The following is a 23,310-nucleotide window of genomic DNA, read 5'->3' as shown; positions in this document are numbered from 1 at the left end:
TTAAATCTCCTTTTCTAACCAATTTTTATATGTTGTATCACAATCTTTGCTTTCGCAATCTACCCTATCATTTATGCAACTAGCACAAATCTCTTTCCCAAATTCCTTATACACTTCTCTTTCATCAAGATTCTTTGACTTGCACATTTCTTTATTAGTCATATACTCACCTTCTCTGTTTGAAAGAAACTTATTTGTCTTTCATTTTCTATATCTTCATTACTAAATCGTCTTTCTAGGTCATGTACTGTGACCCCATTAGCTCTAAAAGGTACAGGACTATCTCTATCTAACTTAAGCATCTTTTGCCACAAAATGGGATAGTATTTTCTTAGTGTTTTAAGACTCTCTAAACTTTGTTTAGGGCATAGATAACAACCTGTTCGCTTAAATCTATGATGTATTTCATAATAGAATCCTTTTTCTTCTAAATACTTCAAGCAATCTTTTTCAGTCATTTTTGCTTCAAATAATGGAGCTATACAGTTTTTTTCTAGTCTTTTATATCTATTAGGTTCATCAAAGGCAATTCCAATGTACCTTTTATGTTCTCCAACCGAATTGAAATATTTGTTAGCAGGAGCAAGTTTTAGTCTACTATTGCACCATGCTCCTAGAGTGTACGGAAAACCCCATATTTGACCCTTACGCTTGCCTTTTTCATTTACTGTATAAAAGTATTCCTCAAAGGTCTTTTGTGCTTTAATTCTTGTTATTTTAAAGTTTATTCTTTTCTCAAAATCATCTATTATGTTATAGATTTCATCAAACTCTATTCCTGTATCTATAAATACAATTTCATCAAGAGGTAATTTCTTTTCTAATATTAAAAGAAGCATTGCAGCTGAATCTTTTCCTCCACTAAAACTTGCAATATACTTCATAAAATCACTCCTTGCACTCTCTAAATGATTCAACTACCATTTTAGTCTCTCCACTAGTATCTTCTACAAAATCTATTTGTCTCCCATTAAACTCTCTTATATAATCTGCTATCTCATATATTCTTTGACACTTTTGTTCTATACAGTTACAAATATCATTTATATTTATTTCGTTTGGAATTTCAACCATAACTTCATGTTCTAAAGTCACTTTTTCCTCAAACTTAATTTTATATTTTTTCATTTTAAATCCTCCTTTATTTCGTTTTTGAGAGTCGCAAAACACTTCAACAGAAATTTATATTAAGATACATTTTGAAACTCTCTAAATTGTTTTTATTTAGATATTTCTTCTATTCAAATATAAGTTCTTCGCTATCAAGCCACTTTTTAATACCATTCTCACAATCATATTCAATATCATTAATCTTGCAGTCATAAATACAACATTCACACACCTGTTTATTATGTAAAAAATCTATCAGTCTATTAATAAATAGCGACTCCTTTTCTTTTAACTTTTCTTTAAGAGTTTTATTTTCTTCCCTTAATTCACTAATTTCATTAAAAACATCTAAAAGTAACTTTGAGTCTATCTCATTATCTTCATTTGAAATTCTATACTCATAAATCCTACCAACCATAAAACTAGTTACTATTAATGTAATACTAGTTAAAATATTCATTTTTCAACATCTCCTCATATTCTTCTCTAGCCTTATCTATAGCGATTAAGATTTCCTCGCCATCATTATATAGCTCTTTTGCTCTCTTAATTGTGTACTCTGTTCTTGAAACTTCCATTATTCCTCCTCAATGTATTCAACTTTCCACCCACTTCTGCTTGGGGTCTTTCTTTTCAATATGTGACTTACTGCTGGTTGTTTTAATCCTAAAAAACAAGCAGCACTATCAATAGATTCAACTTCTTTTACTTCTCCAGTTTTAACATTTCTCATTCTTACAGGCTTATTATTATGAGGTCCTTTACACCTACTTTTTACACCAAATTCAGATAACATACTATCAATTCTTGGCATCACTTTTTTACCTTTTCTTTCAATCCCAACTAAGCAACAATATAATGCTAAGTAATTTCTACATGTAGGGTCATCATCTATGATATTTGTTCCTAAAGAACCACTAAAATATTTTTCGACCTTAAACATTTCAGCAACCTCCTTATTTAACTGGCATTTCAAATACTTTCTCTTGATTATGTCTAACTCTGCAAGAATCTATATAATCAGTTCTTACTCCACTTTCAATAAACTTTTGTATTTCATTCAACACTTGTATAGCTCTTTCTTCATTCTCATATTCACCTATTTTTCTAAAATCTGAACTACCTTTAAATATAGCTATTACCTCATTTATATCTACTTCAACTCTGTTAACTTCCAATAAATCTAATCTATCTTGGCTTCTAATTATTATCATTTCTATTCCTCCAATATTTTTAACTTCTAGGAAGTTAATACTTATATTAACTCCCTAATAATTTACACAATCACTCTAAAAAGGTATATCATCATCATCTATTGCTTGAAACCCTTGAGGGTCTAATCCTGGTGGTATATATTCTTGCTTAGGGTTACTATCACTTTTACTAGAAAGCAATTCTAAAGCATTTACATTAACTTTAGTAATAGATTTCCAGCAACCATTTTCATCTTTGTAATTATATATATTTAACTCTCCAACAACATACACAGACTTAGCTTTAACAAGATATTGCACAAGATTTTCAACATGTTTTCCTAATTGTTCGCATTGAATAAAATCAGTTATTTTGTTTCCATTCTTATCTTTAAACCTTCTATCTACCGCTATTGAAAATGTTATTTTTGGAGTACCTGAATTAGGAAGGTACTTCAATTCTGCATCTGCAACTAATCTCCCAACTAAAGTTATTGTATTCATTTAAACAGCCTCCTTTTTATTTTTCTTCATGTTCTTCTATATACTCAACAAAGTAAGTATAAGTAGTTTTACTATTTTGTTTCTCTCTACCAATCTTTACTGTATATCCAGCTTTTCCAAGCAACCTCAATAATTCCAATCTATCTTGTTCATTTAAAGAACCGCTTTTCTGTGCATATATTCTCCCCATCTTAATCCTCCTTTCTAGGAAGCAGTAGTATGATATTTACTTCCTAGAAGTTTAATTTAATTTTATTTGAATTTAACTTTTTGGCTTTTTTTAATAATGTCGTCTAGTTCATCACTTGAATACTTAGTAAATGTTTCATCAAAATTATGAAAGTTAGTTTTTTTACTTTTACTAGGAGCATTGACAACTTTATTATTAGACTGTTTCTTCTCCTGTTTACTCTTTTTCTTCCTCTCAAACTCATTCTGATACTCTGTAAGTTCTAAACTAGTTTTTACACCTGCTTCTATCCAGTTATTTAATATTGTCTTTACATACTTATAATTCTTAACTCCACTCCCTACAGCTTCATCAATAGCCCTTATAATTACTTCTAACTCCATTCCATCATCTAGAAAGCCTAGTAACTCTAAAAAGTTGTTTGGAGTAATTACACCTATATATTTTTCAAAGTATTTTTTTATGTAGACAGTTTTATCTAATTCAGATTGTTCATTAATAACAATAGTAGTAATACCATTTTCTTTTAAACCTATTTTCTTTTTAATACTATTTTCTTTTATGTTGCCGATTTCCCGACCTCGGTTTTGCCGACTTCCGGTTTCACCGACTTCGGTTTTACCAGCTTCCGGTTTTACCGGAGTCGGGAAATCGGCACACGGTTGGGATTCAGTATTTTCAACGATTTCAGAATTTACACTTTGAGGTGTATCAAAAATATCATATCTATAACCTTTCATTTGACCTTTTTCATTCCTTATTTGTGTCCTAATAACAAAACCTTCTTGCATAAGCTCATTTAAAGCATTACTTACTTTTGTCTTGCTATCTTTTCTATAACTTATTAATGATTTTGCATAAACTTTATGACTACCTGACCTTTGAAATCTTAGCATCTGAGTAACTACCCCTATAGCTGAATAAGAAAGATTTTTATTATCAAGTATTGTGTTAGGTACTCTTGTAAAAGGGTCATCAAAATTTATATGAAAGTATGTTTCGTTATTAAAGTCCAATATATCACCTACTCTTGATTTTGCTTATCTAAAATGCTCTTATATCCATTTAGAACCTTTTCATACTCTTGCTTAGTCAAATCTATTGCTAGCTTACTAAACTTCTTATAAACCTCACTATCGACTCTATTTTTATCCTTATCTATAGACTCGCCTAAAAAATATAATGTATTTAATTCATCTTCACTAACTTCTCTTTTTTTTTGTTCTTTCCCATGTGTATTTGTTGCATCACTATCTTTTGTATCATCAATGCAGAATAATCCATTCAAAGCATATTTTCTTGCATAGCTTGATACGCTTCCAGTTACTTGTGCTAAATCCATGCCTTTCTTAGTTTCATCTTCTCTAGCTAATGCCTTTACAGATACTGTTTCTCCTGTTTCTGCATCTATTAAAGTTGCTGTAGCTTCTACATAGAATCTAGTGCCTATTTGAACAACTTTATCATCTAATATAACTAACGCTTTTTCTTCTTTTAAAATAGGTTTTAAACCTTCTAGTATATCCTCACAACTCCTATAATTATATTTACCAAAACTATTAAATTGATTTTTAGGAGCTTTTAAAGCACTCTGTATATTTACAAGCTTCATATAAATATTATTAGTTTCCATATCTCCCACCTACTCTTTTTTAGCTTTTGGAATTGTTAATGTAGTTCCATATTCAATCCTGCAACCTTCAACCTCATGACCTTTTTTAATAAAGTCTTTTATAACATTCTTATCTACTTTTATAACTTGCTCTACTGTTTTATATATAGAAGGTATTTTTTCTTCATCTTCTATGACCAAGCTACCTGCTGATTTTCTTATACTTATATTTCCTAAAATTGTTTCTACCTTCTTAGTACCAAGTAACTCCATGCAATCTTTTATATTGCTTTTTAACCTATCAAGACTATTCTTTTTAACTCTCTTTAATTCTTGCAACCTCTTAATCTCTAAATCTATAGAGCTTATATCACTGTCAATATTCATTATTACTGAGACTATTCTAGTGTTTTTATTTTGTATCTCTTGTTTTATTATTTCTTTTATTTCCTCTAGTTTCTCAGCTTCATTTCCTGTTATCTCTGTTAAACCTTCTTCTATTTCTAATAAATCTGTAGTTAATTCATATAAAGTACTCATAATTTCCCTCCATTTATGCTATAATTAGCTTAATTAAATTTTTGATATTTTTTTGATTAGAGCCACTTGCAATGGCTCTTTTCTTATATCTGTACCTCTATAGGTATATCTCTTTCAATTTCTTCTAAAATTAATTGAAGTCTCTTGTAATCTTCACTTTCCTCATGTTCTTTTGTTTTAATCTCTACATTTATACCTTCTAAAATATTTTCAACAGCATATTTTGCTCTTTGCCATGCAACTATTTCTCTTAGATAACTTTCCATGTGTACATTGTCTATTAAATCCCTGTCTTTATTTCTAAGTTCATCATAAAGCTTGCTATTTTTGTTTATCTCTAATTCAGCTAAATCTAATTGTTTTTGCACTATTTGTTTTACTTTGTTTAAACTTTCCATAATTAACCCCCTAGTTTAAATTTTTAACTTCATAATCATTATCTTTAATATCTTCTACTGTTAATGCTTGATACTCCATACATCCTCTTTCTTTGTTGTAGTATGCTAAATTTAGCTCATTTTCTGTTGCTACTACTACAATGCAATCAATTTCAAAACCAAGTCTTTTGCAATTTACTTTTACTGCATTTCCTACTCCAACTTTCTTTAAATCGAATTTATTCATAATTACCTCCTTTTAATTTAATATTTCAATATAATATTCATTGTCTATTGCATCCTTTATTGTTAAAACTGATTCACACATTTTCTTTGTTTTTTTATTAAAATAAACTATTGTTAATTTAAACTGACTTATTTGTGTTACTATACAATCACTTTCAAAATTAAATTTCTTGCATGTCACTTTTATTGCTTTACCCCTTTTAAGAACTTCTGTAGGAAATTTTACTTTAAGTATTTTCATATCACTATCCCCTTATTGTATTTTTTAAGACCCTCAAAACTTGCTTTTATTTGCTTATCTTTACAGAACTGCATATAAACTATTAGTACCTTTACACTCGACTAAATCACTCCCATTCTTTTTTTATATAGTTACTTTAGGAAACATATCTTTAGCTACTCTCATAGCATTTTTAGTTAATTGTCTTTGCCATGCCACTTCTCTTGGTGACCATACAAATCCATGTTTTTTAAGTCTAGTTCTTAACTCCAAATTTGGTTTTTCATCAAAGAATACTTGCAATCTATCAATGTCATAATTGACAAATACCTCTCCACCATTAAAATTAAACCCTTCTAATTTTCTTAACTCTTTATGTTCTTTTACTTCTTCAAGCCTTTTTTTAATATCTCTTATTCTTTTATTGTTATTTGTTAATTTAAAAGCTTCATAGGGCTGTTCTTTTTTATCTTTTCTAGCCTTTTTATTTGCTTCTTTCATGTCTTTTTGTAAATTTTCAAAATAAAACAATTTAGCTTCCAATTTTTCTATTGCATATATATCACTTGTTTCTATTGCCTTTCCATATTCAAAACTTCCAGTTCGATATGCTTCTAAAATTTTTTCTATAGGTGTCATTTTTTCTAAATTCTTCTTTGTATTTTCAATAAATCTTTTTATAACCTCAGAGTGCTCAAAATTACGTTTCATTATCATATCAGTTTGTTTATCAGCTTTTTCATAGTTATATCTAGCTGGTCCTGCAACTGTAACAGGTACAAAATTTGCTCTTCTATTTAACTTTTCGTTGTAGATTTTTTCTATTAATCCTTTAAAACCTGCTTTTCTTAACTGTATGTACTCTAATTGTTCTTTTGTATATTCATCATTGCAATTAAAATTATAATCAAAACTTTCAAAAGCTATCTTTGCATCCTTTGCAATGCAATTTCCAGCTTCAAAATGACTCAACTCATTACATCTTCTTATATTATCCTTATTCAAGTTTAACTCCACTACTTCTCTATCTATACAATTTACACATTCCATTTTTTATGCCCCCCTTTTTGTTTTATAACAATATCTTTCTTTAAAATAAGTCACTGATACCCTGCCAGAAAAAGTCTTAAAGCCTTCTTTTTCTAATTCTTCATTTAATTCTGCAATTATTTTGTATGCAGTTGCTTCGCATATATCTAAAAATTTAGCTACATCTTTTGCCCTATAAAACAATTGTTCTTTAGCTACTGCTTTTGCCATTTAAAACACCTACTTTCAAAATATTCTGTATTTAAATTTTAAAGTTCTAACCTAACATTGATAGCTGTTCTTCTTGTTCCTTCAATAATCTTTTTAAAATATACTCTTGACCTTTTCCTGTAACTCTAGTTGTTTTAAAAGTAAATGTGCCAGCTGAGTTCTCCTTAACACCTTCTATGGTTTCTAAATAATCTCTATCTATTGCAACTTGCTTTGGTTCAGTAGAATTCTTAAATACTAAATCCCATTCTCTTAATTTCTCGTATAATCTTTTCTCTCCAATAACTATCCCTTTGCTTTTAGAAATGATTTTTGCTACCTCTCTTACAAGTAAACTATTTTTTGATGATGCTATTTGATTGATAAATTTACTTTTTTCCTGCAACTCTTTATTTTTTTGCTCTATTGTTTTATTTGCTACAATTAATGCTCTAGCCATAACTTTTTCGGGACTATTCCAATCCTTTTCTATCTTAATAAAATATTGTCTTGCTTGTTTACCTTTTTCATTACGCTGTATCATAGCTATTTCTTTTGCCATATCTAACTTAATCGCATGATTTTCACTTGGTCGTCCTCTAGTACTTTCTTCCAAAATTGGAATAAAGTCTTCGTTTATTGTAAATCCATATTCACACATTCTTTTAAACCAAGTTGTATAATTGGAATTCACCTCTAAAAATTCATGTAATTCTCTAGCATTTACTATTGGTTCTTGATTTTCATTTATTTCAACATTTATAAGCTCATTCATGACTATCTTCCTCTCTATATTTTTAGTGTTATTCAATATTACTTGCTTTAGTTGCAAACTTTAAACCTAGTACAGCTTCATGTAAATCATCTATACTTTCCATTCCGATATTCCAAACTTCTTCTTCATCTTTGTCTATCACATCATCTTCAACTACTCTTATAAAATCATCTTCTAACTTTAGGTAATTCCTTATCGCTATGTATAGTTTTAGAGCTGCATTAGAAATTGTTTTAAGTTTTACATTTGGTAAATCAATTAATTCATTCCCTGTACTAGATTTTAAGTGCTGGTATCCTAGAAATTGATTATTATAAATTTCTGTCATTTTCGAAACTACTGTAGTTGGTGGCATTCTTTTATCGTTCTCATATGCTCTTAAACTCTCTACTGATATATCTAGTAGTTCAGATGCCTTTTCTTGTGTAAGACCAGTATTTTCTCTGCTTAACTGATATATATTTTGGTATTGATATGACATTCAGTTTTCCTCCATTTCATCTTATAATTAATCTATAAAATAATTTAATTAATTAAATCTGTTATTTCTATACCTAATGCTTTTGTAAGTTTACATAAAACATCTATCCTAGGATTATATTTATTTTTTTCTAAGTCACTAATTGTTGTTTGTGCTATACCAGTTTTTTTACTTAATTCAATTTGAGATAAAGAATTATTTTTCCTATAATATTTGAGCTTGTGACCTATACACATTAGCCTCACCTTCTTTCTGATTCAATCATAACGCATTTGCGATATATTGTCAACGCATTTTCGTTATTTTTTAATAAAAAAATATCTGTTATACTATATTTATTACCGTATTTACGTTAAAGATTGGATGTGTTTACATGGATGTTACTCAACGTATAATTGAATTACGAGATAAAAAGGGATATAGTACAAATAAACTTGCTACTAAAGCAGGATTAACTCAATCAACGCTTCAAAGTATTCTATCTGGAAGAAATCAAGCATCTATTAATACTATTGAGAAAATTTGCTCTGCATTAGATATATCTTTATCTGATTTTTTTAATGAAAAATCTAATGTTGATTTACCTGACTATCTTCTAGACTTTATTGAATCTAGCAAAAATTTATCAAAAGAACAATTACAAGCCTTGTCTATATTTTTAAAAACATTAAAAAAAGAGTAACTTTGCTGGTTAATTTTAACTAGCGTTATTTTGTTTTTACAGTACCTGTGGAGGTTTATTATGTCTTTATTAACAGCAGTATCCAAACGAATATTAGGATTATGTCAAGAAAATGACATTACAGTAAATAAATTATGTACAATGGCAGGTGTTACTCAATCTACAATAGATAGTATTTTAAAAGGTAAAAGTAAAAACCCTGGCATATGTACAATTAAAAAACTTTGTGATGCTCTAGATATAACAATTATTGATTTTTTTAATCACTCTTTTTTCAAAGATTTAGATATTGATATTAATTAATATTTGTTGAATTTATTGAATAATTGCAAACTTTATAACTCATGTGAAGGTACTTATAATTAATAAGTATCCTTTTTTGCTTTTTATTGGGTAATACTAGTATTATCTCTACTAATTTGATATATATTTTGGTATTGATATGACATTCAAATCACCTCTTTGAAAGGTTATACTATAATTAACCTTTTACTTTTAAATATTTACAAATTGCTTCTTTTGCATTTGGACTTTTAAGTCTATCGTTAATTACTGCTGATAGATGATATTTTGATAACCCTAACTCCTCTGATAAATCATCTAGTTTCAAATCTTTATCTATCATGGCTTTTTTAACTTCTTTGCTCCATTTTGGTAAACATTTTTTATTCATTATTATCACCTTCTTTATTAGTGTGTTTATTTGTGGTAAAATTAAATTTATATAACAATTTGTTGTCGTAAGTAATTGTTATTATAGTTATATTATATTTGGATTTTTCCAAAATATCAATATATATTTTGGAATTTTCCTATCATTTTAGAAAAGAGGTTAAATTTGTGATTAATCGTATACTTGATTTGATGGAAAAAAATAATATTACAGCTAAACAATTAACAAGTGATTTGGAAATTTCCAACAGTTCTATAAGTGATTGGAAAAAAGGTAAAGGTAAACCTTCTTCAGATGCAATAGTTAAAATGGCTGAATATTTTAATGTTACTACTGATTATCTATTATTGGGCATAACATGCAATAAAACAAATAATATAAACTTAACTGAAAATGAACAGGAAATTCTATCTCTATTACATAAATTCAATAAGCGTAACCAAATCAAATTTATAAGTAAGGTTGAGGATTTAGCTGACAAAATGTTAGAAAAAGAAAATGATACAGAGTAATTACTATATGCCTGCTCTTTTATAACTTTTTAGACAGGCGTATTGTTGTTTGCTCTCTTTGCATATATCTCATCTTTTCAAAATATTCTGTATTTATTTTTCAAAGTGCTAACCTAACATTGATACTTGATTTACTGATTTCAATTTGTTAATAAAGTATATTTGACCTTTTCCTGTTACTTTTGGTGTTTTAGTAATCTTTGTGCTTCCATCAGGGTTATATATTGCTCTTTTTTTAGTTTCCATTATTTTTAAGTCAGCACTCTTTTGAGTTGGTGTATTGTAATCTTCACCCTTACGTTTTATTAAGTAACCATTATCTCTAAGCCATGCGAATAATCTTTTCTCACCTGTGTTAACACCGTTTTGATTAAGTAATTTAGCTAGTTCTCCAATTAATATTGAGTCCTCAGAAGATGCTACTGCATCAGCAAAAAGTACTTTTGGTTGTTGTAATTGAATTACCTTATCTTTTTCTTCTATTTCTTTACTTTTCTTTTCTATTGTCTTTTGAGCTACTTGTAATGCTATTGCCATGATTTCATCATCTGACATATCTTCTGTTGTGTGTATATATCCACCAGTTTTACGAATTTCTTTTAATATCTTTTTAACTTCTTTTTTGAATTGTTTTGCGATTGGTTTTCGACTTTGCATCAAAACCTCATACAATCCATCTTCTGTTAAAAATAATTTATTTCCACCACTATTACTATTTGTAATAGTCACTTTTTCTTCTTCATCTATACTCATTAGCATTTTAGAAGTATTATAGTATCCTTCGCTTGTCTTACTGTAATCTATCCATTCAGCTACATCCCTAGCTAAAAATAGTGGATTTTCTAAAGTTCCATAAACTCTAAATTCTTTACCTAATAATTCTTGTTCTTTAATTGTTTGTAAGTTGTTCATATAATTTTCTCCTTCCTATATTGTTTTCTTTGAAAATTTCAGAATTAAAATTGATTTAAAAATGTCTTCTAATTCCTGCATAACATCATTCCAAACTTCTTCTTCATCTTCATCAATCACATCATCTTCAACTATATCTATGAAATCATCTTCCTTTTTTAGATAATCTTTGATTTCTTTATGTAACTTCAAAGTTATACTTGAAAGACTTTTCATTTCAAGTTGTGGTAAAAACATTACCCCTGCTTCTGTAGTCCTTCTAACATGTTCATATCCTAATAAGTTGTTGTTGTAAATAGAAACCATTTTGGCTACTACTGTATTTGGTGGTATCCTTTTATCATTCTCATATGCTCTCAAACTTTCAACTGATATATCTAGTAGTTCAGATGCCTTTTCTTGTGTAAGACCAGTATTTTCTCTGCTTAATTGATAAATATTTTGGTATTGATATAACATTTATCTTTCTCCTTTCATAGTGTAAACTTAATATATAGACTAATTCACCGCCTCAGTAAACTTTAAGTTGACGTTATTATTAAAAAAAATTTCCTCTATGCTTAGACCAAAGAAATCTGAAATAGTCTTTGCTTCTTCAAGAGTGAATTTAGTTTTACCATTTTCCTTATGCGAATAAGAAGTTAAAGTTATATTAAGTAAATTTGCTATATCAGACTGATTAACATTATTTAGTTTTCTATACGCCTTTAGTTTTTTAGTGTTCATTTTATCACCTCTCTTTTAGTCAACTTTGCGTTAACTTTATATTTATATAATAGTCTACTTTAAGTTTACTGTCAACATGAAATTTATATTTTTTTAAAAAAAGTATTCTTTATGTTATATATTTTATAAAAAGTATAACAAATAGTTTATAATAATTTATAATAAATGTGAATGGAAGGAGTAATATTATGGCTCTTAAAGATAGAATAAAAGAAGAAAGGCTTAAACTTAATTTGAATCAGGTCGAACTAGCAAAAATATTTAATGTAACAAAACAAACTGTAAGTAATTGGGAAAGTGGAAATAGAATACCAGATACTTTGATGCTCACTAAATTAGCTGATTTTTTCAATATATCTGTAGATTCTCTTTTGGGAAGACATAATCTTGATAAAAAAAATAATAATGATAAATTTATTGATGAATTAGATAGCCCTGATGACATAAAAGAACTCATAAAAGTATTTATGAACTTAGATGAAGAGTCGAAGGAAAAAATGTTAAAAATTGCACAAGTTTTTATAGATGAGGAAAAACGAAATAAATAAAAAAAGAGGTTTATACCTCTTTTTTTTTATCTATTTCGTCTGTTATTTCTATATATGTATTAGGTTTGTTTTTGCTTACCATTTCCTTGTATCTATTAAATTTATTTTCATTAATATTTTTTAGCTCAGTAAAAATATTATTAAGTCTTAGAATCATTTTTTTATCATCCATTAGATACACCACCCCTTGTAAACTATTTCTCCGTTTCAAAACATACGTTCGTAAAAATAAGTGTAAAATCTTTAAATTCACTATAGTTATAGATTTATTTCAACAAATATAATATTTAAAATTTTTTAAAATTACTTTGTAAATATATTATATATATTTCTATATTATCGTGCAACTTGACTAATATAGAGATTTTAGTTTTGATTTTAAAAATGAACTTCTATTTTTTATCTCTAATGTTTCAGATTATCTGTATTATTTCTATTATATCTATTATTTCTATTATTTCTATTATTTCTATTTTTAGTTAGTCGACTGACTTTATTTTTCATAAATTTAATTTTTATTTTTTTTATTATATTTTTTTATTACATTTTTTTACATTATTCTTAAATTTAATTTACAAATTATTCACTTTGTATTTATAGATTTTTAAATAGAATTTATTCTTTCTTTAAACTCTAGCATCTCAGCACTATTGTTATAGTGCTTTTTACTTTTAATTTCTTAACTACATTTTAACACATTTTTCCAACAAAAAATGTTCTAACGAGGAACATTTATTACAATAAATTACACAAACTATTAATTATAAAAATAATCAAAAAATAATTAAAAGGCAGATTTTAATAAATATTGAAAAAATTAATAAAAAAGAAAAGAATGACGCAATTAGAATTAGCAGAAAGAATGGGTCGTAATAGAAGCTATATATCAAAGTTGGAAAATGGAGAATATAAATATATAACTATATCTACAATATTAGATTTATCTATAGCACTAGAAGAAGATTTTGTTGAGTTATGTAAATATTATAAACTTCAAGAAATAAAAAGAAGAAAAAAATAAAACAACTAGTTAGAGCATGTTATAATTGTAATATTAAGATGACATAATGGGGGTGTCTAGAATTCCAGCTTATAAAGATGAAGAAAGAAAAACTTGGTTTGTTAGCTTCTATTTTACAGACTTCAACGGAGATAAGAAAAAGAAAACTAAGCGAGGTTTTAAAACTAAAAAAGAAGCTTTAGAGTTTGAAAGAGAATTTTTAAATCAAAAGCAAATGAGTACAGATATGACATTTAAAAGCCTTACAGAAGAATATTTGGTTGATATGGAAACGAGATTAAAAACCTCAACTATGAATGGCAAGAAACATATAATAGAATTGAAGCTTATTCCATTTTTTGGAAAACTAAAGATAAATGAAATTACTGGTATACATGTTCGTAAATGGCAGAATGAACTATTAAATAGTTCTTATAGCCCCACTTATCTTAAAACAATACATAGCCAGTTAGTGGCAATTTTAAACTATGCAGTAAAATACTATAATTTAGACAAAAACCATGCAAGTCTAGTGGGTGGTATAGGTAAAAAAGATGCAGAAGAAATGAACTTTTGGACTTTAGAAGAGTTTAAAGAATTTATTAAATTTGAAAATAAAGATGATGCAAACCTAGCTTTTAAAATTTTGTTTTGGAGTGGAATAAGATTAGGTGAACTATTAGCCCTTACTCCACAAGATATTTCTGAAACAGAATTAAATATTAATAAAAGTTATCTAAAATTAAAAGGAGAGGATATTATTTCATCTCCAAAAACTGCTAAGAGCAAACGCATTGTTACCATTCCGAATTTTTTATATAATGAAATTAAGGATTATATTTCTAAATTATATGATTTAGGAGAAAATGAAAGAATATTTAAATTTTCAAGAGCTTATTTAAATTTAGAGCTGAAAAGATGTGCTGAATTAGCTTCTGTGAAAAAAATTAGAGTACATGATTTACGACATTCTCATGCTTCTCTACTTGTAAATATGGATATCAATATATTAACTATAGCTGAACATCTAGGGCATGAAAAAGTTGAAACAACATGGAATATATATTCTCATTTATATCCTAATAAACAGTTGGAAATCTCACAAAAACTTGAAGTTTTAAACAAATAGTATCATAATAGTGTCACAGATAAATCATAAAACCTGTAATCATTGTAATTGCAACGATTATAGGTTTTAGTTAACAATCCCAGAAGAAGCATAAATTTTACCAGTATATTTAATTCCAGCGAGTTCAGCTAATTCTTCATCTATGATTCCAACAACTTTGTCTGTAGACATATAAAGCACATTCCTTTCTAAGATAATTTATTGCTAAAATTATTAAAATTAAATATCTATATTTAAAGTATAGTTTATTCGAAAAAGAAAAGATAGTATAATATAGTTTTTTCATATCTGACCTTACATAACCTCTTTTTATATGATTTATAAATGGTAACTAAGGCTCTATTTTCAAATTATTTTTGGAAAATTTTTAGTTTTTTAAGCTTATATTATATATATATCATTTTTTACTTGAAAATATATATATTCTGAATTATTATAATAGTAAGAATTGAAATGAAATTAGGCAAGGCTGTTGAAAGATTTTATGATTAGATATGGAGAAAGTATAGTAGACTTTTGTTTGTACAGAATAATAATGCATGTTTTATTTTAAAGTGTTCTATGATAATATTATTTTTATATATCAAATAAATTACCAACAGGAGGAAATTATGAACGCTCAACAAGAAGTATATAAAAAATTGGATGAACTAAATATATCTTATGAAATTGTAAATCATCCTGCAGTCTATACAATTGATGAAATGGAACAATTAAAAACACTACAAATGGAGTTTGTTGTAAAAAATTTATTCCTTCGTGATTCTAAGGGTAAAGAGCACTTTTTAGTTGTCTTAGGTAAAGATAAAAAAGCAGATTTAAAGGATATACGCAAAAAAATTGATAGTAAACCTCTTAGTTTCGCCTCTGAAGAAAGACTTGAAAAATATCTAAAACTTACTAAGGGAGCTGTAACACCTTTTGGTATACTAAATGATACTGATGCTATTGTAAAAATTGTATTTGATAAAGATTTATTGAAAATGGATAAAATAGGTATACATCCAAATGACAATACTGCCACTGTATTTTTAAAGTTTGAAGATTTAAAAAGGATTATAGAAAAAAATGGAAATGAAATATACTATGTAGAAGTATAGTTTTATTATTTTACATATAATAAATGATAGATAAAGTGGGTACCTCAAAATAAAAATTTGAGTCATCCACTTTTTTATACAAAAAATAGAAAGGGGGGTTCATAAGAACCCCTAGTATAATTCACACTACTTCCATAGGATGAACTCTGTATTTTCAATGTTTAAATCGCCTTTTGGGACAATTGTGAATCATTTGAACTCAATCACGCAGGTATCTCTTTTATTTTCTATTAAGTCATATCATCCCTAAGCGCATCAATAATATTTTCTCTTTTTATTTTACTAATGGCATACAACATTGTAATGAACACTATAAAGAGAACGACAAACACGCTGATTCCGATACTGGTCCATGGAAGTACAAAATCTATATCATCTTTGACCATTCCTTTATGAATTAGCCAGGAAGAAATTACAGCTATAGGAAGTCCAAAGAGCAGCGACCTCATGCCATAAAAGGCACACTCAAAATTCATCATCTTCTGAAAATCACGTTCAGACATTCCCACAGAGCGAAGCATGGCAAGTTCACGACGGCGTAGCTTGATATTTGTGGAAATTGTGTTGAATACATTGGCTACTGCAATCAGCGAGATCATAATTATAAAAGTATATGCGAACACATTGGCAATAAAGATGTAATTACGGTTTTCGTCCATCATTCCATACATATTGTACAGGTTGTACTCAGCCGTAATCCCTTCCCTCTCGATGATTTTCTCCATTTCTGCAACTGACTGATTGGGATTCTTTGATTTAAAACTCAAGCTTTTAATTCCTTTAGAAATACTTGGAGTCTCAAACGAATCTTTGACCGAATAAGGTGCCAACACCCTGAAGCAGGCTTTCCTCATCTTTGAGTTTCTGACACCTGGTGGAGAATCAGGTGGCACGACTTTTACAAATGAAATGTTTACATTTTGCCTATCGACTGTGTTCGACTTGCTATCAGCTTCAGAAGTAAGTTCAAGATTTATGGAAGAATTTGTGAAGATATCAATAGTATGGTCATCCTCCACCATCATTGAAACGGCAATCATTTTTGCATTTTGCCCAGTGTACTCTTCTGTTGGCAACCCCAGACTTTTGATAATATTCAGATAAGTACTGTCATCAAGAAACTGCATATCTACTGGCATATCAACCGTTTCAGATGGCGAATGTGAACCCTCATAGTTCAAGTAATCATCTGTAAGTTCACTTACTTTAACAACACATGAATAGGTCATAAGTTCTTGATACAAGCCTTCATACACACCATTGGCAGTCTTCAGCTTATCGTATAGCTGTAGCATTTTACTGTCATTCATGTCCTGCGTGGAAAAAATGATGTCCTGGTCAGTAACCTCTGATGCCTGATTTGAAACCTGTTTCAAATCAGCTACCAAAGCACTAGTCGATATGAACAGCACTATGCTTAAAACAAGCGATAGCACAATACTACGATAGCGTTTCTTGTTTCTTTTAAAATTCTTCAGCGCCAGAGTTCCCTCCAGACCATAAATACGCTGTGCAAACTTTGATATCTTCACTGCTTTGGATTCAATTTTCACCTCGTTCGTTTGGCGAATACACTCCATCACTGGTTTGCTGGCAGCCTTTCTAGCTGGAATATAAGCCGATATCAAGATGGTAACCATGCTGACCACTGCTGCAACGACGATTGCTGGGATGGACAACGTCAAGGTCAAAGGTACATTGGTGTAGAGAACATTTGCGAAATTTTTGGAGATAACAGAAATGACAAGTCCAATACTAACTATACCGACCGCAACACCAATCGGTATGCCAACAGCACCAATGCAAAGACCTTCAAATAAAACTGAATTACGTAGCTGCTTTGCTGTAGCTCCAACAGATGAAAGGATTCCAAACTGCTGTGTGCGTTCGTTCAACGACATGTTAAACGAATTATATATCAGAAAAATCGAGCCGAGCATGATTATGGCGACCACAATACCACCAACTGAGTACAAAAGCATATTGAACAAGTTATTGTCGGAAATACCCATGAAACGCAACACATTATCATTTAAAACGTAAGCATGGTCTCCAGTACTGTTTGTATATGAATGAACCTGACGTGGATTTTTCAACGTGACAAACAGGCTAAGGCTGTCAGCCTTGATTTGTGCATCCGCTTTGGTTATCAATGTGTATCCTGGTGCGGAAGATTCCTCAAAGACAGGCCTTTGGCAGGTACCAACAACTGTGTAGCTTCTCTCGCCTTGTGGAACAAGAGTTTCATCTCCAGCAGTATATTGGTCACTCTGACTAAGCTTCTCATTTCCATTCATACGGTTTCCCACAGACAAAGAAATAGTGTCGCCCACTGCGAATTTGACACCGCCATCTGTTGCAACTTTACCCGAAACAAGAATCTCTCCACTGTTTTCAGGAAATCTGCCAGAAATCAAAGTTATAGGCAAAGTATCAAAGGCTTTTTCGCTGAATCCAGCTATAAAAAGATACGGTTTGTTTGGGTTTTTGTTGCCATCAAGCTTTGCATAGCCAATATTTTCAAATGTTGCGGTATTTGCAACTTTATCATTTCCTATCTGTTTCTGTACGAAAGAGGAATTAACATCCAAAAACTCAACGTGCCAACCACCATATTTCTCAATCGAACCATTTACCATATAGTTTTGCAGGGAAATGGCAAGTGTAGCGACTGCTGTAATCATAGCAGCAGACAGAACAACTCCGATAACTGTTACAATCGTTCGTGTGCGTCTCTTTTTCATGCTTTGCAGTGCAACTTTGTTGAAAATGTTCATGGATATACCTACCTCCTTTCATCTCGCGTCACTTTGCCATCTGATATGCAGATAATGCGGTCTGCTTGCAGGGCTATATTTTCGTCATGCGTTACAATGATAAGGGTTTGACGATATTTTTTATTGCTTAATTTCAATAGATTGATAATTTCATGTCCATTTCGGCTGTCTAAACTACCTGTGGGTTCATCAGCAAGCATTACCGCTGGGGCATTCATTAAAGCACGTCCTATGGAAACACGCTGTTGCTGACCGCCAGAAAGCTGATTTGGTAAATGCGTTTTGCGGTCTTTTAGCCCAAGTAGGTCCATCAAGTCATTTAAGCGTTCCTCATTGACCTTTCGCTTGTCCATCAGTATAGGTAAAGTGATGTTTTCAACAACATTCAGAGTTGGAATAAGGTTATGAAATTGGTAAATCAGTCCGACTTGTCGCCTACGGAAAATGGCCAGCTTTTCATTGCTTTGGGCATATACATCCTGACCGTCCAAATACACCTTTCCGCTTGTTGGTACGTCCACTCCACCGATGATATGAAGTAATGTGGATTTTCCTGAGCCAGATGAACCAATGATTGCAGTAAACTCCCCCTTTTCTATTGTAAGCGAAACATTATCAAGTGCGGTAACTTTGTTCTCGCCCTTGCCGTAGACCTTGCATAGATTTTCAATTTTTAAGAACTCCATTATGTAAGTCTCCTTTCTTATGGTTTAACCATATAATATAACTTTCAACTTACATCTGTGTGACTTTCAGGTGAGAGATTAGTCACTTTGGGAAACGAATTACAAATATCGCGCCACCTTTTTGGTGATTTTTTGCAGTAATCGTCCCTCCCTGTCGTGTTATAATTATTTTACAGAGTGCCAATCCAATCCCATATCCTGTGGCTTCTGCGTTTTTACCACGATAAAATCTATCAAACAAATAAGGTAAATCTTCTTTTTCAAATCCTGTGCCACTGTCATGGATAGTAATCTCAGTAAATAGCGGATTATCCTCACAAACAATCTCAATCTTCCCATTATCGCCTGCACTTTCCATACAATTTTTGAGGATATTCTGAATTGCTTCTGAAAGCCAACCCGAATCACCCTGAATAATCATTCCTTTAGGCACATCTATTTGTAAAGCAATGTTATGCAGTTCAATTGGAATTAGAAATGGTCGAAGTGAGTTGTATATCAAGTTGTTCACATCTATCTGCTCGCTTTGGAAAACCACAATACCTGCGTCTAAGCGAGATAACTTCAATAGGGAAGTAATCAACCAATCCATCTTTACAAATAATTCCTCTGTTTCCCTCACCAATGCCTTTCGTTGATTTTCATCAGAGCTATTTGATAGCAATGACAGAATAATATTCGCGGATGTAAGAGGTGTGCGGAGTTGGTGGGCTATGTCAGCCAACGAATCAGCAAGATGTTCTTTTTCTTTTTTTAGCGCATCGTTTTGTTCCCGAATACATAGTGTCATTTTTGTTATCTCGCTGTGCAGAATGGAAAGTTCGCCCTCGTCCGATTCACCAATATACAGATGGTCAGCATTATGAAGCACAAGATCAATTTGATTAGAAATCTGTGCAATATTTTTATATCGAGCTTTGGTAAAAGAGAAAAACGCTAAACCAAAGGCAGTAACAGAAATAATAGAAAGGATTCCAGCCACCATATTTATTGTAAATCCAAGCGTTACAGTGGTGACAGCCATTAAAGAGAACAAAATAGCAAACTGCTTAAACTCTCTATTTCGAAGCATAATCGTCCCCCAATCTATACCCTGTCCCACGAACAGTCAGAATTATTTGTGGGCTTGCTGGGTCGCTCTCTATCTTCTCCCTCAAGCGCTTTATGTACACAGTTAATGTATTATCATTGACAAACTCACCCGCCGCGTCCCATAATTCATCAAGGAGCCTGCTCCTCGTGATAATACTTTTGGGGTTATTAATAAACACCAACAACAAGCGGTACTCTAAAGCTGAAAGAAAAACCTCATTGCTGTTTTTTTTCACAACGCCACTTGCCATATCGACATGAAGCCCACAGATTTCAAAAGCCGCTTCTGAACGTCCGTTTTTTCGTAGGGCAGTTCCAATTCGCGCAATCAATTCACGTGGACGAAAAGGTTTTGTTATATAGTCATCTGCGCCTATATTCAGCCCAGTAACAACACTCGCCTCATCGCCTGAAGCTGTCAGAAAGATAACAGGAACATCTTGCATTTCTTTGATTTCTGTGCAAACTGTAAAACCATTTCCGTCAGGTAAGGAAATATCAATTAATGCCAAGTCAAATTTATTACTGGAAAGCATGGCAATAGCTTCACCTCGTGTAGGAGCGTGAGTGACTTCAAATCCTTCTGAGTGCAGCAAAAGCATAAGATTTTTAGCGATTGCTTTATCGTCCTCAACCAAAAATATTCGTTTCATTTGTTTTCACCATCCTTTACTTTACTATTTCTATATCGTCCATCAGCTGAAACAAATCACATATTCTTCATTTTTTTGTTTACTTAACCCGCTCAGCAGAGTAATTTCATATCACTATTATGTATGCAATTTCCCAATTTTTCAAGGATTCTTTTGTTGTTATATAGCTCACGCGTAACACCTCCATTGCTATATTATATTTCTTTTGATGGAAATACACAAGTTGAGGTCTGGGTAAAACTGCTTTAACAAGCATCTTTACATTTGAAAATAGTTCTCCATAATGAAATCAATTTTCGAAAGTTCTCATTTTGCATTGTTATGGAAAGTAACCATATTCCTGTAAATACAGGTTTGATAAATGCCTTACCTATATTTACAGTGTCAAATGTACATGTTTATAGTGTAATAAAGAGGGTGAAAGCAACAAGTGCTTTCACCCTCTTTGAATATATAGCTTGTGTCACCCAATAGAATCCCATAATCACTTGCAATCAAAATTCCACTATTTTTTATTACTTTTTCCTTGCAGAAACAAGTAACATCATAGGTCTACGTAATTCATCTTTCATTTCAGGAATCGTATTTAATAATTTCTCTTCTGGTTGAGGTTCGATTATTTCTAATATCTCAAATCCAGTTTTAACTAAAGTATTTAGATAAGTAGTTAATGTTTTATGATATTTTATAACTTCTTCCCCTAAAAAATTTGATTTTCGAAGTCCCTCTATAAAATAGTTATCTACTGGCCAGTGTAAATTGTTTCCATCTTTATCACAGTACCATTCTTGAGCTCCATATGCAGTGAATATAGGATGTTCAACTGAAAATACAAAATCTCCTCCGCTTGAAAGACAATTGCTTATATTTTTACATATATCTTCAAATGATTGAATATAATGAAAAGCCAAAGAACTAATTACTACATCAAAGCAATCTTTTGGGAAGTCTATATCTTCAATAGGCATACATATGTATTTTATATTATCAAATTTGGTTTTATTTCTTGCTTCTTTTAGCATCTTTTCTGAAATATCAATTCCAATAGCAGACTCTGCACCATTTTCAACTGCATATTGACAGTGCCATCCAAAACCGCACCCTAAATCTAATACTCGTTTCCCCTCAAAATCAGGTAACATTTTTTTTAGAGTATGCCATTCTCCAGCACCTTCAAGACCTTTTTTAGAGCGTTCCATATCACTGTATTTACAAAAAAATTCATCATTATCATATTTATTTTGTTTCATTTAATTTCCTCCATTTTAACTGTACTTGTTTAACTATATTTGCCAAAATATAAAATGCAAATCTTCACTACTTTACACAATAACATTTTTTAAATTTATAAAATTAAATTATTATTTATATGAATTAATTTAATATCTATTATTAATAAATTTTGTGCCTATATAATTTATATAAAAACATTACTGTTTTAATTTTATATCTTAATTTACAAATAATCAATACAATCTATTTAATATAATCGATTACTTGAAAAATTCAAATATAAAAATTATTTTTAAATTATTGTAGAAATAAATTCTATAGGTATATATTTTTGTAACAACTACAACAAATATTTAATATTATATATTATTCGGATGTCTTATGGGAGGTATTTATTATGTTTAAAAAATTTATTATGTTTAAAAAAATAATCGCAATTGCAAGTTCTATTGTTATGAGCACAGTATGCTTAACTGGATGTGATTTTAACTCTAATGATGAAAATGATAAGTCTGCTTCATCTAAAGACTTAGATAAAGTAACTATTGCAGAAGTTACTCATTCTGTTTTTTATGCCCCACAATATGCTGCTATTACAAAAGGATTCTTCGAGGATGAAGGAATAAAGGTTGACCTTATAAATACTCAAGGTGCGGATAAAACTATGGCAGCTTTAATTTCAGGTGAAGCAAATGTAGGCTTAATGGGTCCTGAAGCTTCCATATATGTATATAATCAAAACAAAAACGATTATGCTGTAAACTTTGCACAATTAACTAAAAGAGATGGTAGTTTTTTAGTTGCCAGAGAAAAGATGCCTAATTTCTCCTATGATGATTTAAAAGGAAAAGAAATATTAGGTGGTAGAAAAGGTGGCGTTCCACTAATGACTTTTGAATATGTTCTAAAAGACAAAGGACTTACTATTGGAGAAAATTTAAAAACAGGCAATGTCAACGTAAGAACTGATGTACAATTTGGAGTAATGGCTGGGGCTTTTGCAGGTGGTGAAGGTGACTTTACAACAGCGTTTGAACCTACAGCAACTGCCATGGAAAAAGAAGGCAGCGGATATATAGTAACATCTATAGGAAAAGATT

At 30.3% G+C, this 23,310-nt stretch carries 38 protein-coding genes; 8 read left to right on the top strand and 30 right to left on the bottom strand.

The genetic code is table 11. From position 1 onward, the window contains the following. The 20 genes from IR151_RS18950 to IR151_RS18860 form a co-directional block, all read right to left on the bottom strand. Nucleotides 1-162, bottom strand: a complete 162-nt coding sequence (locus IR151_RS18950) for a hypothetical protein (RefSeq protein ID WP_227437387.1) — start codon at nt 160-162, stop codon at nt 1-3. Then, a complete protein-coding gene (locus IR151_RS18945; RefSeq protein ID WP_227437385.1) occupies nt 159-884 on the bottom strand; it encodes a phosphoadenosine phosphosulfate reductase family protein in 726 nt (241 codons plus the stop codon). The genes IR151_RS18950 and IR151_RS18945 overlap by 4 nt, the downstream gene beginning before the upstream one ends. 4 nt (nt 885-888) lie before the next feature. After that, the gene (locus tag IR151_RS18940) at nt 889-1,128 is read right to left on the bottom strand and encodes a hypothetical protein (protein WP_227437383.1); all 240 of its coding nucleotides are present in this window, start codon (nt 1,126-1,128) and stop codon (nt 889-891) included. A gap of 109 nt (nt 1,129-1,237) precedes the next feature. Continuing rightward, the gene (locus tag IR151_RS18935; RefSeq protein WP_227437382.1) at nt 1,238-1,570 is read right to left on the bottom strand and encodes a hypothetical protein; all 333 of its coding nucleotides are present in this window, start codon (nt 1,568-1,570) and stop codon (nt 1,238-1,240) included. Further along, on the bottom strand, nt 1,554-1,688 hold the full coding sequence (locus IR151_RS20300) for a hypothetical protein (protein WP_255615867.1): 135 nt from the start codon (nt 1,686-1,688) through the stop codon (nt 1,554-1,556). Before IR151_RS20300 ends, IR151_RS18935 begins: the two co-directional genes overlap by 17 nt. Continuing rightward, a complete protein-coding gene (locus IR151_RS18930; RefSeq protein WP_227437379.1) occupies nt 1,688-2,053 on the bottom strand; it encodes a hypothetical protein in 366 nt (121 codons plus the stop codon). Before IR151_RS18930 ends, IR151_RS20300 begins: the two co-directional genes overlap by 1 nt. Before the next feature lie 13 nt (nt 2,054-2,066). Then, entirely contained in the window at nt 2,067-2,324 is a 258-nt protein-coding gene (locus tag IR151_RS18925) for a hypothetical protein (RefSeq protein WP_227437377.1), read from the bottom strand. Between the two features lie 75 nt (nt 2,325-2,399). Continuing rightward, a complete protein-coding gene (locus tag IR151_RS18920; protein ID WP_227437376.1) occupies nt 2,400-2,807 on the bottom strand; it encodes a single-stranded DNA-binding protein in 408 nt (135 codons plus the stop codon). A gap of 16 nt (nt 2,808-2,823) precedes the next feature. Then, nucleotides 2,824-2,997 (bottom strand): resolvase, encoded by a 174-nt coding sequence (locus tag IR151_RS18915; RefSeq protein WP_167640227.1) that lies wholly within the window; start codon nt 2,995-2,997, stop codon nt 2,824-2,826. Nucleotides 2,998-3,059: 62 nt separating this feature from the next. Continuing rightward, on the bottom strand, nt 3,060-4,013 hold the full coding sequence (locus IR151_RS18910) for a DnaD domain protein (protein WP_227437374.1): 954 nt from the start codon (nt 4,011-4,013) through the stop codon (nt 3,060-3,062). Between the two features lie 8 nt (nt 4,014-4,021). Further along, entirely contained in the window at nt 4,022-4,630 is a 609-nt protein-coding gene (locus tag IR151_RS18905) for an ERF family protein (protein WP_227437371.1), read from the bottom strand. 9 nt (nt 4,631-4,639) lie between these two features. Further along, a complete protein-coding gene (locus tag IR151_RS18900; RefSeq protein WP_227437369.1) occupies nt 4,640-5,149 on the bottom strand; it encodes a siphovirus Gp157 family protein in 510 nt (169 codons plus the stop codon). A gap of 83 nt (nt 5,150-5,232) precedes the next feature. Next, the gene (locus IR151_RS18895; RefSeq protein WP_227437367.1) at nt 5,233-5,547 is read right to left on the bottom strand and encodes a hypothetical protein; all 315 of its coding nucleotides are present in this window, start codon (nt 5,545-5,547) and stop codon (nt 5,233-5,235) included. Nucleotides 5,548-5,557: 10 nt separating this feature from the next. Continuing rightward, on the bottom strand, nt 5,558-5,773 hold the full coding sequence (locus IR151_RS18890; RefSeq protein ID WP_227437365.1) for a hypothetical protein: 216 nt from the start codon (nt 5,771-5,773) through the stop codon (nt 5,558-5,560). A gap of 12 nt (nt 5,774-5,785) precedes the next feature. Then, nucleotides 5,786-6,013 carry a hypothetical protein gene (locus IR151_RS18885; protein ID WP_227437363.1) on the bottom strand — a complete coding sequence of 76 codons (228 nt, stop codon included), beginning with the start codon at nt 6,011-6,013 and terminating at the stop codon, nt 5,786-5,788. A gap of 123 nt (nt 6,014-6,136) precedes the next feature. Beyond that, the gene (locus IR151_RS18880) at nt 6,137-7,042 is read right to left on the bottom strand and encodes a hypothetical protein (protein ID WP_227437361.1); all 906 of its coding nucleotides are present in this window, start codon (nt 7,040-7,042) and stop codon (nt 6,137-6,139) included. 3 nt (nt 7,043-7,045) lie between these two features. Next, entirely contained in the window at nt 7,046-7,252 is a 207-nt protein-coding gene (locus tag IR151_RS18875; protein WP_194655110.1) for a hypothetical protein, read from the bottom strand. A 46-nt stretch (nt 7,253-7,298) separates the two neighbouring features. Continuing rightward, complete coding sequence (locus tag IR151_RS18870) at nt 7,299-8,006, bottom strand: antA/AntB antirepressor family protein (RefSeq protein ID WP_227437359.1); 708 nt, start codon at nt 8,004-8,006, stop codon at nt 7,299-7,301. 28 nt (nt 8,007-8,034) lie between these two features. Then, entirely contained in the window at nt 8,035-8,487 is a 453-nt protein-coding gene (locus IR151_RS18865; protein ID WP_227437357.1) for a helix-turn-helix domain-containing protein, read from the bottom strand. Between the two features lie 44 nt (nt 8,488-8,531). Next, on the bottom strand, nt 8,532-8,723 hold the full coding sequence (locus IR151_RS18860; RefSeq protein WP_134932537.1) for a helix-turn-helix domain-containing protein: 192 nt from the start codon (nt 8,721-8,723) through the stop codon (nt 8,532-8,534). A gap of 137 nt (nt 8,724-8,860) precedes the next feature. Between IR151_RS18860 and IR151_RS18855 the strand changes: the two genes are divergently transcribed. Both IR151_RS18855 and IR151_RS18850 read left to right on the top strand, forming a co-directional pair. Beyond that, nucleotides 8,861-9,169, top strand: coding sequence for a helix-turn-helix domain-containing protein (locus tag IR151_RS18855; RefSeq protein ID WP_227437355.1), 309 nt, complete (start codon nt 8,861-8,863; stop codon nt 9,167-9,169). Nucleotides 9,170-9,229: 60 nt separating this feature from the next. Next, entirely contained in the window at nt 9,230-9,472 is a 243-nt protein-coding gene (locus IR151_RS18850) for a helix-turn-helix domain-containing protein (RefSeq protein WP_021401517.1), read from the top strand. A 178-nt stretch (nt 9,473-9,650) separates the two neighbouring features. Here IR151_RS18850 and IR151_RS18845 read toward each other — a convergent pair whose 3' ends face one another. Then, nucleotides 9,651-9,842 (bottom strand): helix-turn-helix domain-containing protein, encoded by a 192-nt coding sequence (locus tag IR151_RS18845; protein WP_227437353.1) that lies wholly within the window; start codon nt 9,840-9,842, stop codon nt 9,651-9,653. Between the two features lie 167 nt (nt 9,843-10,009). On the opposite strand from IR151_RS18845, the gene IR151_RS18840 reads away from it, so the two are divergent. After that, a complete protein-coding gene (locus tag IR151_RS18840; RefSeq protein WP_074076102.1) occupies nt 10,010-10,354 on the top strand; it encodes a helix-turn-helix domain-containing protein in 345 nt (114 codons plus the stop codon). Nucleotides 10,355-10,462: 108 nt separating this feature from the next. Here the strand turns inward: IR151_RS18840 and IR151_RS18835 are convergent, their stop codons facing one another. From IR151_RS18835 to IR151_RS18825, 3 genes are read right to left on the bottom strand one after another with little or no spacing between them, the layout of a single operon-like run. Further along, nucleotides 10,463-11,266, bottom strand: a complete 804-nt coding sequence (locus tag IR151_RS18835; protein ID WP_227437351.1) for a phage antirepressor KilAC domain-containing protein — start codon at nt 11,264-11,266, stop codon at nt 10,463-10,465. Between the two features lie 15 nt (nt 11,267-11,281). Beyond that, nucleotides 11,282-11,725 (bottom strand): helix-turn-helix domain-containing protein, encoded by a 444-nt coding sequence (locus IR151_RS18830; RefSeq protein ID WP_227437349.1) that lies wholly within the window; start codon nt 11,723-11,725, stop codon nt 11,282-11,284. A 39-nt stretch (nt 11,726-11,764) separates the two neighbouring features. Beyond that, a complete protein-coding gene (locus tag IR151_RS18825; protein ID WP_227437347.1) occupies nt 11,765-11,992 on the bottom strand; it encodes a helix-turn-helix domain-containing protein in 228 nt (75 codons plus the stop codon). Nucleotides 11,993-12,180: 188 nt separating this feature from the next. Here IR151_RS18825 and IR151_RS18820 point away from each other — a divergent pair, with 188 nt between their 5' ends. Beyond that, on the top strand, nt 12,181-12,540 hold the full coding sequence (locus tag IR151_RS18820; RefSeq protein WP_227437344.1) for a helix-turn-helix domain-containing protein: 360 nt from the start codon (nt 12,181-12,183) through the stop codon (nt 12,538-12,540). Nucleotides 12,541-12,550: 10 nt separating this feature from the next. Here the strand turns inward: IR151_RS18820 and IR151_RS18815 are convergent, their stop codons facing one another. Next, a complete protein-coding gene (locus IR151_RS18815; protein WP_227437343.1) occupies nt 12,551-12,712 on the bottom strand; it encodes a hypothetical protein in 162 nt (53 codons plus the stop codon). A gap of 636 nt (nt 12,713-13,348) precedes the next feature. On the opposite strand from IR151_RS18815, the gene IR151_RS18810 reads away from it, so the two are divergent. The 3 genes from IR151_RS18810 (at nt 13,349) to IR151_RS18800 (ending at nt 15,769) form a co-directional block, all read left to right on the top strand. Continuing rightward, on the top strand, nt 13,349-13,561 hold the full coding sequence (locus IR151_RS18810) for a helix-turn-helix domain-containing protein (protein ID WP_227437340.1): 213 nt from the start codon (nt 13,349-13,351) through the stop codon (nt 13,559-13,561). Nucleotides 13,562-13,607: 46 nt separating this feature from the next. After that, complete coding sequence (locus IR151_RS18805) at nt 13,608-14,669, top strand: site-specific integrase (RefSeq protein WP_227437338.1); 1,062 nt, start codon at nt 13,608-13,610, stop codon at nt 14,667-14,669. Nucleotides 14,670-15,280: 611 nt separating this feature from the next. Continuing rightward, nucleotides 15,281-15,769, top strand: a complete 489-nt coding sequence (locus IR151_RS18800) for a prolyl-tRNA synthetase associated domain-containing protein (protein ID WP_255621705.1) — start codon at nt 15,281-15,283, stop codon at nt 15,767-15,769. A 230-nt stretch (nt 15,770-15,999) separates the two neighbouring features. Here IR151_RS18800 and IR151_RS18795 read toward each other — a convergent pair whose 3' ends face one another. The 5 genes from IR151_RS18795 to IR151_RS18775 form a co-directional block, all read right to left on the bottom strand. Then, nucleotides 16,000-18,546, bottom strand: coding sequence for an FtsX-like permease family protein (locus tag IR151_RS18795; RefSeq protein WP_227437336.1), 2,547 nt, complete (start codon nt 18,544-18,546; stop codon nt 16,000-16,002). A gap of 8 nt (nt 18,547-18,554) precedes the next feature. Then, nucleotides 18,555-19,232, bottom strand: a complete 678-nt coding sequence (locus IR151_RS18790) for an ABC transporter ATP-binding protein (RefSeq protein ID WP_227437334.1) — start codon at nt 19,230-19,232, stop codon at nt 18,555-18,557. A gap of 82 nt (nt 19,233-19,314) precedes the next feature. Beyond that, the gene (locus tag IR151_RS18785) at nt 19,315-20,304 is read right to left on the bottom strand and encodes a sensor histidine kinase (RefSeq protein ID WP_227437332.1); all 990 of its coding nucleotides are present in this window, start codon (nt 20,302-20,304) and stop codon (nt 19,315-19,317) included. Beyond that, complete coding sequence (locus IR151_RS18780; protein ID WP_227437330.1) at nt 20,291-20,977, bottom strand: response regulator transcription factor; 687 nt, start codon at nt 20,975-20,977, stop codon at nt 20,291-20,293. Before IR151_RS18780 ends, IR151_RS18785 begins: the two co-directional genes overlap by 14 nt. Before the next feature lie 515 nt (nt 20,978-21,492). Further along, a complete protein-coding gene (locus IR151_RS18775) occupies nt 21,493-22,227 on the bottom strand; it encodes a class I SAM-dependent methyltransferase (RefSeq protein WP_227437328.1) in 735 nt (244 codons plus the stop codon). A 398-nt stretch (nt 22,228-22,625) separates the two neighbouring features. Between IR151_RS18775 and IR151_RS18770 the strand changes: the two genes are divergently transcribed. After that, nucleotides 22,626-23,310, top strand: a 685-nt coding sequence (locus IR151_RS18770) for an ABC transporter substrate-binding protein (protein WP_227437455.1), incomplete at its 3' end; no start/stop codon positions are given.

Source organism: Clostridioides sp. ES-S-0006-03, from assembly GCF_020662275.1.
Taxonomy (GTDB): Bacteria; Bacillota; Clostridia; order Peptostreptococcales; family Peptostreptococcaceae; genus Clostridioides.
Note: the sequence above shows the minus strand (reverse complement) of the source record. Positions and strands in the feature narration are given on the sequence as shown.

Coding starts and splice junctions, on each gene's coding strand:
- IR151_RS18785 (WP_227437332.1), bottom strand. CDS start 20,304: ATGCTTCGAAATAGAGAGTTTAAGCAGTTTGCTATTTTGTTCTCTTTA.
- IR151_RS18865 (WP_227437357.1), bottom strand. CDS start 8,487: ATGTCATATCAATACCAAAATATATATCAGTTAAGCAGAGAAAATACT.
- IR151_RS18885 (WP_227437363.1), bottom strand. CDS start 6,013: ATGAAAATACTTAAAGTAAAATTTCCTACAGAAGTTCTTAAAAGGGGT.
- IR151_RS18945 (WP_227437385.1), bottom strand. CDS start 884: ATGAAGTATATTGCAAGTTTTAGTGGAGGAAAAGATTCAGCTGCAATG.
- IR151_RS18940 (WP_227437383.1), bottom strand. CDS start 1,128: ATGAAAAAATATAAAATTAAGTTTGAGGAAAAAGTGACTTTAGAACAT.
- IR151_RS18950 (WP_227437387.1), bottom strand. CDS start 162: ATGACTAATAAAGAAATGTGCAAGTCAAAGAATCTTGATGAAAGAGAA.
- IR151_RS18905 (WP_227437371.1), bottom strand. CDS start 4,630: ATGGAAACTAATAATATTTATATGAAGCTTGTAAATATACAGAGTGCT.
- IR151_RS18815 (WP_227437343.1), bottom strand. CDS start 12,712: ATGGATGATAAAAAAATGATTCTAAGACTTAATAATATTTTTACTGAG.
- IR151_RS18830 (WP_227437349.1), bottom strand. CDS start 11,725: ATGTTATATCAATACCAAAATATTTATCAATTAAGCAGAGAAAATACT.
- IR151_RS18850 (WP_021401517.1), top strand. CDS start 9,230: ATGTCTTTATTAACAGCAGTATCCAAACGAATATTAGGATTATGTCAA.
- IR151_RS18805 (WP_227437338.1), top strand. CDS start 13,608: ATGGGGGTGTCTAGAATTCCAGCTTATAAAGATGAAGAAAGAAAAACT.
- IR151_RS18915 (WP_167640227.1), bottom strand. CDS start 2,997: ATGGGGAGAATATATGCACAGAAAAGCGGTTCTTTAAATGAACAAGAT.
- IR151_RS18935 (WP_227437382.1), bottom strand. CDS start 1,570: ATGAATATTTTAACTAGTATTACATTAATAGTAACTAGTTTTATGGTT.
- IR151_RS20300 (WP_255615867.1), bottom strand. CDS start 1,688: ATGGAAGTTTCAAGAACAGAGTACACAATTAAGAGAGCAAAAGAGCTA.
- IR151_RS18925 (WP_227437377.1), bottom strand. CDS start 2,324: ATGATAATAATTAGAAGCCAAGATAGATTAGATTTATTGGAAGTTAAC.
- IR151_RS18920 (WP_227437376.1), bottom strand. CDS start 2,807: ATGAATACAATAACTTTAGTTGGGAGATTAGTTGCAGATGCAGAATTG.
- IR151_RS18835 (WP_227437351.1), bottom strand. CDS start 11,266: ATGAACAACTTACAAACAATTAAAGAACAAGAATTATTAGGTAAAGAA.
- IR151_RS18900 (WP_227437369.1), bottom strand. CDS start 5,149: ATGAGTACTTTATATGAATTAACTACAGATTTATTAGAAATAGAAGAA.
- IR151_RS18845 (WP_227437353.1), bottom strand. CDS start 9,842: ATGAATAAAAAATGTTTACCAAAATGGAGCAAAGAAGTTAAAAAAGCC.
- IR151_RS18780 (WP_227437330.1), bottom strand. CDS start 20,977: ATGAAACGAATATTTTTGGTTGAGGACGATAAAGCAATCGCTAAAAAT.
- IR151_RS18825 (WP_227437347.1), bottom strand. CDS start 11,992: ATGAACACTAAAAAACTAAAGGCGTATAGAAAACTAAATAATGTTAAT.
- IR151_RS18880 (WP_227437361.1), bottom strand. CDS start 7,042: ATGGAATGTGTAAATTGTATAGATAGAGAAGTAGTGGAGTTAAACTTG.
- IR151_RS18875 (WP_194655110.1), bottom strand. CDS start 7,252: ATGGCAAAAGCAGTAGCTAAAGAACAATTGTTTTATAGGGCAAAAGAT.
- IR151_RS18930 (WP_227437379.1), bottom strand. CDS start 2,053: ATGTTTAAGGTCGAAAAATATTTTAGTGGTTCTTTAGGAACAAATATC.
- IR151_RS18855 (WP_227437355.1), top strand. CDS start 8,861: ATGGATGTTACTCAACGTATAATTGAATTACGAGATAAAAAGGGATAT.
- IR151_RS18775 (WP_227437328.1), bottom strand. CDS start 22,227: ATGAAACAAAATAAATATGATAATGATGAATTTTTTTGTAAATACAGT.
- IR151_RS18870 (WP_227437359.1), bottom strand. CDS start 8,006: ATGAATGAGCTTATAAATGTTGAAATAAATGAAAATCAAGAACCAATA.
- IR151_RS18820 (WP_227437344.1), top strand. CDS start 12,181: ATGGCTCTTAAAGATAGAATAAAAGAAGAAAGGCTTAAACTTAATTTG.
- IR151_RS18790 (WP_227437334.1), bottom strand. CDS start 19,232: ATGGAGTTCTTAAAAATTGAAAATCTATGCAAGGTCTACGGCAAGGGC.
- IR151_RS18795 (WP_227437336.1), bottom strand. CDS start 18,546: ATGAACATTTTCAACAAAGTTGCACTGCAAAGCATGAAAAAGAGACGC.
- IR151_RS18890 (WP_227437365.1), bottom strand. CDS start 5,773: ATGAATAAATTCGATTTAAAGAAAGTTGGAGTAGGAAATGCAGTAAAA.
- IR151_RS18895 (WP_227437367.1), bottom strand. CDS start 5,547: ATGGAAAGTTTAAACAAAGTAAAACAAATAGTGCAAAAACAATTAGAT.
- IR151_RS18800 (WP_255621705.1), top strand. CDS start 15,281: ATGAACGCTCAACAAGAAGTATATAAAAAATTGGATGAACTAAATATA.
- IR151_RS18860 (WP_134932537.1), bottom strand. CDS start 8,723: ATGTGTATAGGTCACAAGCTCAAATATTATAGGAAAAATAATTCTTTA.